Genomic DNA, 13419 nt, shown 5'->3' with positions numbered 1-13419 from the left:
TTACCAAAATACCACGAAAGCCGCGCAAATGCAAGCCCCTGCTGTATACATTACGCTTTTCCCCTTCTCCTGTTCACCATTTTCCTGGAAGCCGCAGCCGCGACCTTTTTCACGGTTTTCTCCGTTTTCGTGACTGCTGCTTTCTTCAGAGTCTCTCCCGTTTTCTCGGTTTCCCCCTTCTTCATGGCTTTTGCGGATTTCACGCTTGTCCGATCCGGCTTCTTCTCCTCCCGATCCGGTGCTGTACGCTCAAATGCCTCGGTAAAGCGAAAAACGGATACTCCGAGCGGCGGTACCTTTATCTTGATCGAATCCTTCCGTTCATCCTGTTCTACCGCCCGGCTCAGCTTCACCCTCGGATTTATCACACCGCCGCCGCCGAATTCCGCGGCATCGCTGTTGAAGATCTCTTTGTATTTCCCCGCATAAGGTACTCCGACCATGAAATTATCATATACGACATTCGAAAAGTTCGCGACAACGAGCAGGGTGTCCTCCTCCTTCTCCGTCTTTCTCAGAAATACCAGAAGGTTTCTCTCCCAGTCGAGGTTGCTGATCCACTCGAAGCCTTCTGGTTCTTCATCGAGCCGGTACAGCGCAGGCTGCTCTCGGTAGAACTTCAGCAGAGCTCTGCTGAAATCCTGCATTTTCTTCTGATCCCCGTTGGCAAGCTCACTCCAGTCAACGCCGTCCGAAGCACTCATTCTCGATTTCTGCCCGAAATCCTGCCCCTGGCAGATCAGTTTCTTGCCCGGATGCATCATCAGGTACGCATAGGTCAGACGGAGATTTGCAAGCTTCAGGGCATCATCCCTGCCCGGCATCATGCGCAGCAGCGGTCTTCCATTTTCCAGAATGTTGTGTGACAGCGCAAGCATGAACTTCTCCGTATACATGTATACCATGCTGAATGTAAGATCATCCTGGTGCGCCCCGCGGAAGAGCGGGTCGAGCTGGATATACTTCAGATAATCATCGATGCATCCGTTATTCCACTTCAAACCAAATCCAAGGCCTTCCTCCTCTGTATTTCCGGTAACCGCCGGATATCCGGTCGTCTCCTCCGCAATGGTGATCGCTCCGTGTCCGTTTGCCCGGATATCATTATTAAGGTTCCGGAGAAACTCAATATTCTCCAGGTTCTCATTGCCCCCGTACATATTCGCAATCCACTCCCCATCGCGCCTGCCGTAGTTCAGATACAGCATACCGGAGAGATCCGGAATCCGCAGGCCGTCCGCATGATACTCCGAAATCCAGAACATCGCGCTTGATTTCATGAAGCTCTCGACCTCGCCGCGTCCATAATTGAAGATCAGTGCGTTGTTGGACGGGCAGACTCCCTTCTTCGGATCCATATGCTCATAGAGACAGGTTCCGTCAAAGGATGCGAGGCCGTCATTCCCTCTTGCGAAATACCCAGGCACCCAGTCAAGAAGTACGCCAATTCCATTCTGATGCAGCGTATCAACCAGATATTTGAAATCCGCAGGTGTTCCGTAACGGCTGGTCGGGGCAAAAAATCCACTGGTCACATATCCCATAGAAGCATCGTCCGGATACTCCATCACCGGTAGGAATTCTACGTGCGTATAACCCATGTCCCTCAGATACAAGACGAGATCTTCCGCGATGTCCCGGTACACCGAAGGTGCCTCACCGATCCCTTTCTTCCGGTCTTCAGCCCGCTTCGCTCCGGTTTCTTCTTCCAGATCCAGGGCTTTCTCGGCTCCATTCTCTCCTTTCTGGTCCGGGGCCTGCACCGCTCCAGTCTCTTCTTCCAGGTCCGGGGCATGCTCCGATCCATCCTCTGCTTCCCGGTTCTCTGCAGTCCTCTCAGGGTTTCCAGCTTCCCGCTTCATCCACGTCCCGATATTGCATTCATAAACCGCAAAGGGCGAATGGGACGGATCAAATCCCTCCCGGCGTTTCATCCACTCCTCATCCTTCCATTCATAGCCGGTGTTCGTGATCACCGAAGCTGCCTCTGGAAGCTGCTGCGCGCGGAATGCGAACGGATCCGCCTTCAGATAGACCAGACCGGCCTTTGCCTTGATCTCAAACTTGTAGAAACTTCCTGCTTTAATTCCTGGTACAAACAGCTCGAAAATACCGCTCTGCAGACGATTCATCTGAAGTCTGCGTCCATCCCACAGATTAAAATCACCGACAACGGACACACGGATCGCATTCGGCGCCCACACCGCGAAATAAACTCCCTCTGTGCCGTTGATGTTCATCAGATGCGCGCCCATTTTTTCCGAAGCTCTGTCCCATATGCCCTCCTGGAACCGGATTTCTTCCTTTTCTGTGATCTGGCACGGAAATGCATATGGGTCCTTGTATTCCGACACCGTACCATCCTCGTGCAGAATCACAAAAGTGTAATCAGGTATTCTCTTCCGGTCAAGCATGACCGCAAAATATCCTGCCTCGTCTTCCAGAACCATCGGGACGACATCCCCTGAAGCCGTCTTTACGCTGACGTTTTCCTCTCCCGGAAAGAATGCTCTGATCAAAACGCCGTCCGGCAGCGCCACAGGGCCCAGCACTCTCCGCGGCGAATCCTCCTCCGCATATACGACAGCCTCGATCTCTGCCCAGTCCATCAGGTCATAGATTCTGCTTTCCATACTTTCCTTCATGCTCATCTGGTCTCCTCCTGAAAAATGCTTCTCCCCATTCTGTAACGAGATAAAACACGCTGCGCGAGTTTTATCTCGCTATCGCGACGCTCGCCGCACACGAATACTTCGCATTCGGCTGCGGCTCACTGTTCGCGTAAAAAAGGAACCAAAGCACTGCCGCCTCTGACAGAACTTTGGTTCCCATTATACATCATTTCTCAGAATAATATCTACAAATCTGCACAGTGTTCACCGCAGATTTCCGATGAGCGTTACTATTCGCCCCAACAATGTACAGCAAAGATTTTCGCGCTGCGTGAACAGCATCGTATGAGTCCTTACTGCTCACTGGATCAGGGTGCAATTTTCACAGTGCGAATGCCGCGAACCGGTTATTGTGCCGCCGGAGCGGTGCCCTGTCCTGCCTCCCCCTGATTCTGATCCGGTATCAGCTCCGGCTTTTTCTCAAGGATCTGCATAAACTCCTCACCGGTGATTGTTTCCCGCTCATACAGATATTTGGCAAGCTCATGAAGCTTCGGCATATTGGCGGAAAGCAGACTCTTTGCCTTGCTGTACGCGTCATGCACAATCTTCACAACCATCTCGTCTATCTTACCCGATGTTGCCTCGGAGCACGCCAGAGATGTATCACCGCCGAGATACTTATTCGTAACGGTTTCCATCGCTACCATTCCGAATTCATCGCTCATGCCGAACCTCGTCACCATTGCTCTTGCCAGCTTCGTCGCCTGCTCGATATCATTTGACGCTCCCGTTGTCACGGAATGGAAGATCAGTTCCTCCGCAACACGTCCGCCCGTAAGCGTTGCGATCCGGTTCACGATCTCCTCCTTGCTCATCAGGTTATGTTCTCCCTCATCCACCTGAAGGGTGTAACCAAGAGCTCCTGATGTTCTGGGGATAATCGTGATCTTTGTGACCGGCGCTGAATGGGTCTGAAGGGCAGCGACCAGGGCGTGTCCGGTCTCATGATAGGAGACGATCAGCTTTTCCTTCGTCGTCAGCACCTTGTTCTTCTTCTGGTATCCGGCGATTACGGTCTCAACACTCTCCATCAGGTCGTTCTGGGTTACAAATTTCCTCCCGTCGCGTACCGCGCGAAGAGCCGCCTCATTGATCATGTTCGCAAGCTCGGCGCCACTTGCTCCGGAAGCGGTGCGCGCAACCGCATTGAAATCTACATTGTCGGAAATCCGGATATCCTTCGCGTGAAGCTTCAGGATTTCCTCTCTTCCCTTCAGATCCGGAAGCTCTACCGGAATTCTCCGGTCGAACCGGCCCGGACGGGTCAGCGCCGGATCCAGGGACTCCGGACGGTTGGTCGCCGCAAGGATGATGACACCCTTTCGTCCATCAAATCCATCCATCTCCGCAAGCAGCTGGTTCAATGTCTGCTCACGCTCATCGTTGCCGGAGAATCCTCCGCCGTCACGCTTCTTACCGATGGTATCAATCTCATCGATAAACACAATACACGGTGCCTTCTCGTTGGCCTGTTTGAACAGATCCCGGACCTTTGCCGCGCCCATTCCAACAAACATCTCGACGAATTCAGAGCCTGAAATAGAGAAAAACGGTACATTCGCCTCGCCGGCAACGGCTTTGGCAAGGAGCGTCTTACCGGTTCCCGGAGGGCCTACCAGAAGAGCGCCCTTCGGCATTTTCGCGCCGATCTCCGTGTACTTCTGGGGATTATGCAGGAAATCGACGATCTCCTGAAGAAGCTCCTTCGCTTCGTCTTCTCCGGCCACATCCTTGAACTTAATGCCGGTCTCCGACTGTATGTACACCTTGGCATTACTCTTGCCAAAGCTCATGGCATCACCCATGCCTCCGCCCATACGCTTTGTCATTGAACTCATAAGCCATCTTCCAAGGAAGAAGAAAATGACAAGAGGAAGAATCCAGCTCAGCAGGAAGCTCAGAACAGGTGACATCTGCTGCTGAATCGGGCTCTCGAAGTCCTTGATTCCCGCTGAAAGCAAACGGTCCACCAGCTTATAGTCATTCATCATACCGGTGCGGTACATATTACCCGAGGAATCCTTGAACTCGATCTCACTGTCCGCCGAGTTGACCTCTACCTGGCTTACCTTCCCATCCTCCAGCATCTCAATGAAGTTGCCGTATGTTGTGTCCTGTATCTTGGCACTATTAATCTGCGGGATCAGAAGAAAATTGAGAAGGAGCAGCACAAGCAGCACGATGGCATAATAAAACGCAATCGGCTTTTTATCGTTTTTTACCTCTTTCAAACTATCACCTCCGTTCATTGTTTTGGTTCCAGATCAGATTCCGGACTGTGTGTCAGCTTTTCGTCCCGAATCTTCATCGACGGCCCCGTCATTAGCAGCCGAGTCGTCTGATGGCTAATCTGATATAGACCAGTATCTTACATCAGCGATCTCCTGTCAACCGTGCGGATATAAATTTTATACAATTTTTCTAATTGCCTGTTGCCTTATACAAACAGCGAACCATGGTGAATCCGCGCCTTGCGTCTGTCCCGCCTGTCGTCCAAATGCGTCCGGTTCAGAACCTGCGGATCGTATCCGATTCCTCTTCCCCGACGTTTTCGATGCCAACGATCTTGACGTCATACTCGATGGTATCGCTGACTTTGACGTGGCAGACATCGCCGGCTTTATGACGCATGATGGCCTTTCCTAGAGGAGATTCCGGAGTGATCCTTCCCTGCATGGAATCCGCGCGTACAGAGGTGACGAGCTTGTAGGTCTCGGTCTCCTCCTCGTCGTCAAACTGCAGAGTCACCTTCTTGTTCAATCCGACCTCATCGCTCTTTGAGCGGTCTTCAATTACAATTGCCGTTTCAATCATCTTCTCAAGGTAATGAATCCGGCTGTTATTCTCCCGATTGGCCTTTCTTGCGGCATAATACTCGAAATTTTCGCTCAGATCTCCCTGCGCTCTCGCCTCCTGAACCTCCTTCAGGATTCGAGGCCGCTCCACCAGAGTCCGATGGTCAATTTCCGCCTGCATCTTGTCAATATCGCTCTGTGTCAGTCTGTCATGCATGATTTCTTACCTTCTTATACAGTTTGTGACGCCCCGCCTGCGAAGCATGGAGCAATCCGCAGCTTATACAGTGTCTGCTGCCCCGCCTGCGGAGCACGGAGCAATCCGCAGCTTATACAGTGTCTGCTGCCTCGCCTGCGGAGCATTACGGTTTACCGGGAGGAAATTCCGCCTCCCGGATCCCGATTCCGTTACTTCAGGAATGCGCGGTATGCGTTGTAAGCCTCATAGATATCCGCCTTGCTTGTAATCTCCCAGGGCGCATGCATATTGAGAACGGCAACACCGAAGTCAATAACCTCCATTCCAAGATTTGCGAGAATGTAGGCGATCGTTCCGCCGCCGCCCGCGTCTACCTTTCCAAGCTCAGAGGTCTGGTAGATAATATTGTTCTCCTCCATCAGTTTTCTCAGGAACGCAATATACTCCGCATTGGCGTCATTGGAACCGCTCTTGCCGCGGGAACCGGTATATTTGTTGAATACCGGTCCTCTTCCAAGATACGCGCAGTTGTTCTTGTCCATCACATCCGGATAATCCGGGTCAAATCCGGCACTTACGTCAGAGGAAAGAACCCTGGTCTTCGTCAGCAGACGGCGGAGTGCCAGCTCACTGTAGCATCCCTGCAGATTCATGACCTCTGCCAGTGTATTCTCATAAAATCGGGAATGTGTGCCGGTCGCGCCGACAGATCCGATCTCCTCCTTGTCTGTCAGAAGACAGACGCTGGTGTACTCCGGATTCTTTTCGTCCATGATTGCCCGGAAGGACGGGTATGCGCACACCTTATCATCCTGACCGTATCCCATGATCATGCTCCGGTCCAGTCCGTAATCCCTTGCCTGTCCCGCGGGAACCACCTCGATCTCCGCCGATACGAAGTCGTCCTCCTCCATATCATATTTTTCTTTCAGAAGTTTCAGGATATTCGCCTTAACCGCGTTCTTCTCGTCCTCATCCGCGGATGCGAGCGGTCTGCTTCCGACCAAAACGTTCAGGTTCTCTCCCTCGACAACCTCAGCGGCATTCTTGGTCATCTGCTTTCCAGCCAAGTGAATCAAAAGGTCACTGACACCGAACACCGGATCGTTCTCATCCTCGCCGATGCAGACATTCACAACCGAGCCGTCCTTCTTCGCGATGACGCCGTGAAGGGCCATCGGAAGCGCCGTCCACTGATATTTCTTGATTCCGCCATAATAGTGGGTGTCAAGAAGCGCCAGATCGGTATCCTCATACAACGGATGCTGCTTCAGATCCAGTCTCGGGGAATCGATGTGCGCACCGAGAAGACGCAGTCCCTCTGTCATCGGCTTCTGTCCGATTCGGAAGATCAGAAGAGACTTCTTCATCATATCCGTATATACAACTTCTCCGGGTTTAAGAGCTCTGCCCTCAGCGGCAGCCTCTTCCAGAGATTTTGCTCCAGCCTTCTTCAGTTCCTCTTCCATGCCTGCGACATTTTCCCTCTCTGTTTTATGTCCGGAAAGGAAAATTCTGTAATCTTCACAGAAATCGTTCAGCTTCTGCTCATCATCCTTTTCCCAGATCGTTTGTTTTTTTTCTTTCATTCGATTTTCTCCTTTTCTTTCGATACACAGATCATATCACAAAATCTGTATTTTGAAACGGTCAAAGTTCAAATCCGGTTCCTTCCTCTGCTGCTCACATGCTGCCCGCAGCTCCCTGATCCGTACGTCCGGGCAGGACAGTCACCACCGCGTTATCTGTGAGAGGATCCCTCTTCCGGTAATCAAAAACCACGGGAACCGCCACGCCTTCATGTAGTTTCAGCTCCGGGCTCTCCGGGGAAACGAGACCCGCAGCGATCAGCGTCTCCGGAAGAAAAAGATCCCCGTGAACCATCCGGCGGTCCTGCTTTATGTTCATTACCTCCCGGTAGTATCTGCGAAAAAATTCCCGACAAGAGCTGAGATCACGCGCCCACTCCGGTCGGCTTCGGCTGTTCTCCCTCAGATACAGATCCAGGACCAGGAGCTCCCGGTATAATTTTTCCGAACCGGGATCAAACGCGGCGGCAAAACCGAGAAGTGCCTCAAATCGCTCCGGACGGGACAGATGAATCTCCGTGAGATGATGTTCCGAGTAATAAGCTGCGAGATTTTCGTATACACGGAACGGGCTTCCGACGCGCTCCACAAGTACCCGCATGGTGCACGCGAACTGCCAGCTGTTATAATATGCCTCAACCATCTCTTCAATCCCCTTCAGCCGGAGAATATCATCGTAGCTCAGCCACCTTGTCCGGATCACCTCGTAAGGCGCCCGCTCATGGCAGACGATTCCGAATTTCTCTGCATTCCTGTGAAGAGACGATCCCTTCAGCAGCTTGAGAAAGCCCATCTGAAGCTGCTGCGGCTCCATTCGATAGACCTCATCAAAGGATGCGGCAAAGCTCTCATAATCTTCCTCCGGAAGTCCCGCGATCAGATCGAGATGCTGATGAATATTCCCCGCAGCGTGAATTTCCGATACAATCTGCCGGAGATGATCCACGTTCTGCGGCCGGCAGATTGCCCGGAGGGTCGCAGGATTCGTGGACTGTACTCCGATCTCCAGCTGCACAAGTCCCGGTCTCATGCCGGACAGCAGGCGGATCTCTTCTTCCGTCAGAAGCTCCGCCTCGATTTCAAAATGAAAATTTGTGATCCCGTTGTCATGATCCCGGATATAGCTCCAGATTGCAGACGCGTGATCATGATCACAGTTAAACGTGCGGTCCACAAACTTGACCTGAGGCACACCTTCATCGAGAAAGAACTGAAGCTCCTTCTTCACAAGTTCAAGGTCCCGGAAGCGGACGCTCTTTCCGATCGATGACAGGCAGTAGCTGCACCGGAAGGGGCAGCCCCGGCTGCTCTCATAATAAATGATCCGGTGTTCAAACTGATGGAGGATCTCCTCGCCTGCGGAATTATGATCTGCGTAAAAAAAAGGGATCTCGTCGAGATCCGGTACTTCCGCGGGAGGATTAACCAGAATTTCATGCTCTGCCTCTGACTTTGCGGTCACCTTCTCATATAATGCAAGATTCTCGCTTCCGGTCATTGTTTCATTTGATGTCAGATCCTTGTCCGGCTCAAAACTTTTTTCCGAAGCTGAGCATAACTGTTCCCTTGAATTCTTCTGTCTTTCGCTGCGGTATACGATTCCTCTGATTCCCGAAAGCTGCGGCATCGATCCGCTTCTCCCGGCTGCTTCATAGGCATTTACCAGATTGGTGAAGGTAATCTCCCCTTCTCCGGCCATAACGCCCCGGAGGACCGGATAATTCCGAAGGACCTCTGCCGCGTCATAGCTGACCTCAGGGCCGCCGAGCCAGAGCTCCGTGCCCGGAAGAATCCGGCGAAGATCGCCGAGCAGAGATGCCACATACTCCATATTCCACACATAGCAGGAAAAAGCGATCACGTCCGGCCGTCTCCGGTACAGGTCCGCGAGGACCCTGTCCGGCTGCTGATTGATCGTATACTCCGCCAGCTCGATAATCGTGTCACGATTATTGAGCGGATAGTCCGCCAGTTCTATCATCGTGTCACGCTGACCGCCGCCCTGTCTTCCCCGATATTCCCGGTGACTTTCCGCATATGCTTTCAGATCACGGATCGCGAGACTTGAATGTATAAATTTTGCATTGACCGCCGCAAGTACTATTTTCACCTATTCTCCTCTCCGCGTTCTGCTTCCCGCGGGACAGTTCCCGGAACAGCCGTCCGTCCATGATCCCGACACTTCTTTTTGAAGTTTCTCAACGCCCTGGGCATAAAGCAAAGCTTCCGTCCAGTCTCCTGACACTTCTTATACATGAAACAGTTTTCCGTTCCGGACAAACGCAAGGTCTCCGGCATTCAGATCCTTCCCGTACAGCTCCTCATCCCCTGCGGTGATGCTCATTTCCATGCCGGAAGCATCCTCAAGCAGAACGGATACCGGGACATCCGTATTCTCCGGCAGTTCCTCGCATCCATAGTCCGCCTCCGAAATCCGGAGGATCCGGAAGATCCTCTCCCCGCCGGCCAGATATTCATATGTCTTCTCCATGATACTCCGCATGTTCTGCAGGTCCGCCATCACATCACCGGTCTCCAGAGAATGATTCGCGCCGTCTGTGATGTACAGGGGAACCATCTTCTCCCTGCATCCCTGCCGCACAACCTCCGTCTCAACCCATGGATCACCTGTTCCGTGAAAGGCAATCCCGGATGCTTTCTCCATAAAATGAAAAGTACCGGCGACCGGAGTATAATAGACATGGCGTACCCTCAAGCCATGGTCCCGCGCATAGGATGCCGCGACTGCTGTTCCGAGACTTTTCGACAGGAATACCAGTTCATCTGCCCTGTCCCATTCCATTTCTCTGAGAATTTCTTCCGCCTGATCTCTCGCGATCTCATAAACGTGCTCCATTTTTTCCTCATTGCCGATCAGATCTTTCTTTCCGGAAAGATCGTGGAAGGAGACCTTCACGATCTGCATTCCCAGACTCTTCGCAATTCTCGCCGAATAATAGAGCAGCGGTTTGTCACAATGATATCCGATTCCCGGAAAAATAACTGCGAATTTCATTTTCTCCTCCTGAAAAAGCTGCCGCGCCGGGTTTACCGGCGTGACAGCTTCATTTTGCGTTCAGTCAAAACGAGATAAAACACGCTGCGCGAGTTTTATCTCGCTATCGCGACACTCGCCGCACACGAATACTTTGCATTCGGCTGCAGCTCACTGTTCGCGTAAATCAAAAGAGCTTTTCATTCTTATCATACTCATATTTCTTCTCCTGCTCTTCCTCCTCTTCCTCAGGGCTTTTCCCTTTGTGCATCAGCAGGTTGACAAGAATCCCGACGATAAGAGCGGTAGCGATGCTTGTAATCTGCACATATTTCAGATCCAGAATGAGTCCTCCGATTCCCAGCACCAGAATTGCGCTGACAACATAAAGATTACGGTTGTCATTCAGGTCCACGGTCTGAATCATACGGAGACCGCTGACCGCGATGAATCCGTAAAGCGCAATGCAGATACCGCCGATGACGCAGACCGGAATCGTATTGACAAAGGCCACAAACGGCGAGAAGAAAGAAAGTACAATCGCCATGCAGGAGGTAAGAATGATGGTGGACACAGAAGCATCACCCGAGATCGCGACACATCCGATGGCCTCTCCGTAACTCGTGTTCGGGCACCCTCCGAAGAATGATCCGATAATTGTTCCAAGTCCATCTCCCATAAGTGTCCGGTGAAGGCCGGGATCACGGATCAGGTCTCTCCGAATAACCGATCCGAGGTTCTCATGGTCCGCGATATGTTCGGCAAATACAACAAGTGCTACCGGCCCGAACAGCAGAAGGACCTGAAGCACGCCTGCGACTCCTTTCATCGCGTCCGCGCCATTATGGAAAATTCCGAGGAATGTGAAATTCGGCACGCTGAAAAAACTGTTCACGGAAAGGGTGCGGAAATTATCGATCAGCGCTGAGTAGTCAACAATCTTCAGATATTCGATTCCTGCCGCATAACCAATCAGAGTAAAGACAGATGCCAGAACATATCCGACAAGGATTCCGATGATGAACGGGATCATCCGAACTGATCTCCCGCCCCGGACAGATACCACAATCGTCGTGAAGAAAGCGCAGAGTCCGCAGAAGATCGCGATCAAATTGTATTCTCCTGCCGCATTGCTCTGCAGATTATTCACAGCGGAGCCGCACAGAGACAGTCCGATCAGCGCGACGGTCGGCCCGATGATCACGGGCGGCATCAGACGGTCAACCCATCCGGTTCCAACCTTCCAGATGATCAGCGCGATCACCACATATACCAGACCCGCAAAGACAGCGCCAAGGAAGATTCCGAGATAGCCGAAAGTGCAGGCACCGATCAGCGGATTGATAAAGGCGAACGAGCTTCCGAGAAAAATCGGACTCTTTTTCTGTGTACACAGTACATAGATCAGTGTTCCGACTCCCGCCCCGAACAGCGCCGCCGGCTGGCTCATCACAACCTCCGTGGCGCCTTTCGTTCCAAGATTGACAAGGGTCGGAACCAGAAGCGTCGCGGCAATGATCGCCAGCAGCTGCTGAAACGCGTAAATCACATTCTTTCGGAACGGCGGCCTCTCTTCAACATCATAAACCAGTCTCATGTGTTTCCCTCCTCATTTTCTTCACTCTGAATAACTGTTTTGGGCGATGTTTAAACATGTCTGCTATTTTTTGTTTCTCTTCTTTCTCGAAAACTCTTTCCGGTCTTTCCTGTTCTTCTCCACCTGCTCCTTCATGAAAGCAAGACACTCTTCCGCTGTGCCCCGTTCAAAGGAATCCTTTTTCAGTCCGAGAGACATGTCGTGGCTGAGCTGGAGCACAATCATATGTTTTGTAACAATTACGCCCTCAACTCCCGCTAGCGGTATGGAATTTCTGGTATTGCTGACAACGGTGCGGATCTCATGATCAATCTCGACACGCATAAACGGATCGCTCATATGATAGGTTCGCACGATATTTTCCTTCTCACGTCCGACCGCCTGCCGCTCTCTGACGATGAACATCAGAAATCCGAAAATACCGGTCAGACCGGGAACCAGCCAGACCGCATTCCCGGTCACTGCTGCACACACCGCAAAAACCAGAAACATTGCCAGAAGCGCGGCGAGAGGAATCCGATATTTTCTGAGCCACCATGCGCCCATCGACTCCTCCACTTCCTTTGGACCGTATTGGTACTTATTCACAAAATGCTTCAAAGGGTAACCTCCCCTTTACCTAAAATTTCCAATTGTACACACACTCGTAATTCACGTACTCACTAAACAGATATGATACCATCTTGAATTCCATATGTACAGAAAAATGCCACACGAAATTTTACATTGAACATCTCTGTTCGTGCGGCGCTGAGGATTTCACACCGGAAGTTTCTGTTCGTGCAATCTCCGGGAACAGCTCCTGGACATAGGGGGCTGTTTCGGGATTCACCGCCAGCCGCCCGGTGGCCTTGTCCACATAGTACCCCAGCGGTATATTACTGCCGTTATTCATGCACTTCCTGGCATTGTCCTGCTGCCCTCTCCGGATTTTCTGGGACAGCTCTGCTGAGTAGTATTCCGCATACCCCTCCAGCATGGATTCCAGAATAATGCCCTCCGGGCCGTCAGAAATATTCTCCTTGGCTGAAATCAGCCGAACTCCGTTCTTTTTCAGAATGTGCTTGTAGTGGGCACTATCATAGCGGTCACGGGAAAAGCGCGGAATGGGAAAGACCTCCTTGGCACAAAGCTACCTGGAAGCATACGGCAGGCAATACTTTTCTTTCCGAAATCTGGACACGGTTGCGGTTGTGGATTTGAAGTCTCTGCTGGGGCAGAAGAACAAGGAGCTTTTTTGATAGGAATATCAGATACAAAAAAGAAATGACAGACAGACTGGAGCAAATGCCAATCTGTCTGTCGTTTTTTCATAAAGATCCGTGTTCTAGGCGTAAATCAGTTCATTCAGAACAATCTCATCGGCCCGGTGCCGAATGTTGTTCATCCGGGCAACCCATTCCATTTGGTTGTCTGCTTTCAGTTTCTCAGTAAGGTTCTTCTGTTGGGCCAGCTGAGAAATGTGTCACTGTTCCGTTTCCTGCGTCTGGTGGTCAATTTCTTCCAGGTGGAGATTCAGGGATCCCTTTACCTTATTCTTTCCTCCGAAAAGCATCTCTGTCGGGTATT

The 13419-nt window shown here is 51.6% G+C and carries 11 protein-coding genes; 1 reads left to right on the top strand and 10 read right to left on the bottom strand.

The window, feature by feature from the left end; genetic code table 11:
* Nucleotides 1-50 precede the first annotated feature (50 nt).
* The 9 genes from glgB to ACTQ1O_RS12535 all read right to left on the bottom strand — a co-directional run bounded on the left by glgB (nucleotide 51) and on the right by ACTQ1O_RS12535 (nucleotide 12907).
* On the bottom strand, nucleotides 51-2651 hold the full coding sequence (gene glgB / locus ACTQ1O_RS12575) for a 1,4-alpha-glucan branching enzyme (RefSeq protein ID WP_441487553.1): 2601 nt from the start codon (nucleotides 2649-2651) through the stop codon (nucleotides 51-53).
* 368 nt (nucleotides 2652-3019) lie between these two features.
* Nucleotides 3020-4906 (bottom strand): ATP-dependent zinc metalloprotease FtsH, encoded by a 1887-nt coding sequence (ftsH, locus tag ACTQ1O_RS12570; RefSeq protein ID WP_441487552.1) that lies wholly within the window; start codon nucleotides 4904-4906, stop codon nucleotides 3020-3022.
* 277 nt (nucleotides 4907-5183) lie between these two features.
* Entirely contained in the window at nucleotides 5184-5687 is a 504-nt protein-coding gene (greA, locus tag ACTQ1O_RS12565; protein ID WP_441487551.1) for a transcription elongation factor GreA, read from the bottom strand.
* A gap of 191 nt (nucleotides 5688-5878) precedes the next feature.
* Nucleotides 5879-7258, bottom strand: a complete 1380-nt coding sequence (locus ACTQ1O_RS12560) for an aminopeptidase (RefSeq protein ID WP_441487550.1) — start codon at nucleotides 7256-7258, stop codon at nucleotides 5879-5881.
* A gap of 94 nt (nucleotides 7259-7352) precedes the next feature.
* Complete coding sequence (locus tag ACTQ1O_RS12555; RefSeq protein ID WP_441487549.1) at nucleotides 7353-9368, bottom strand: B12-binding domain-containing radical SAM protein; 2016 nt, start codon at nucleotides 9366-9368, stop codon at nucleotides 7353-7355.
* 138 nt (nucleotides 9369-9506) lie between these two features.
* Nucleotides 9507-10274, bottom strand: coding sequence for an alpha/beta hydrolase (locus ACTQ1O_RS12550; RefSeq protein ID WP_441487548.1), 768 nt, complete (start codon nucleotides 10272-10274; stop codon nucleotides 9507-9509).
* A 166-nt stretch (nucleotides 10275-10440) separates the two neighbouring features.
* Nucleotides 10441-11850 (bottom strand): uracil-xanthine permease family protein, encoded by a 1410-nt coding sequence (locus ACTQ1O_RS12545; protein WP_441487547.1) that lies wholly within the window; start codon nucleotides 11848-11850, stop codon nucleotides 10441-10443.
* Between the two features lie 63 nt (nucleotides 11851-11913).
* Nucleotides 11914-12450 (bottom strand): hypothetical protein, encoded by a 537-nt coding sequence (locus tag ACTQ1O_RS12540; protein WP_441487546.1) that lies wholly within the window; start codon nucleotides 12448-12450, stop codon nucleotides 11914-11916.
* 121 nt (nucleotides 12451-12571) lie between these two features.
* The gene (locus ACTQ1O_RS12535; protein WP_441487578.1) at nucleotides 12572-12907 is read right to left on the bottom strand and encodes a hypothetical protein; all 336 of its coding nucleotides are present in this window, start codon (nucleotides 12905-12907) and stop codon (nucleotides 12572-12574) included.
* A gap of 49 nt (nucleotides 12908-12956) precedes the next feature.
* On the opposite strand from ACTQ1O_RS12535, the gene ACTQ1O_RS12530 reads away from it, so the two are divergent.
* On the top strand, nucleotides 12957-13091 hold the full coding sequence (locus ACTQ1O_RS12530; RefSeq protein WP_441487545.1) for a hypothetical protein: 135 nt from the start codon (nucleotides 12957-12959) through the stop codon (nucleotides 13089-13091).
* A gap of 86 nt (nucleotides 13092-13177) precedes the next feature.
* Here the strand turns inward: ACTQ1O_RS12530 and ACTQ1O_RS12525 are convergent, their stop codons facing one another.
* Nucleotides 13178-13303 (bottom strand): TnpV protein, encoded by a 126-nt coding sequence (locus ACTQ1O_RS12525; RefSeq protein WP_441487577.1) that lies wholly within the window; start codon nucleotides 13301-13303, stop codon nucleotides 13178-13180.
* Nucleotides 13304-13419: the final 116 nt, after the last annotated feature.

Origin of the sequence: Bilifractor sp. LCP21S3_A7 (assembly GCF_052118825.1) — a bacterium.
Lineage (GTDB): Bacteria > Bacillota > Clostridia > Lachnospirales > Lachnospiraceae > Bilifractor.
This window is presented reverse-complemented; position numbering and strand designations above follow the sequence as displayed.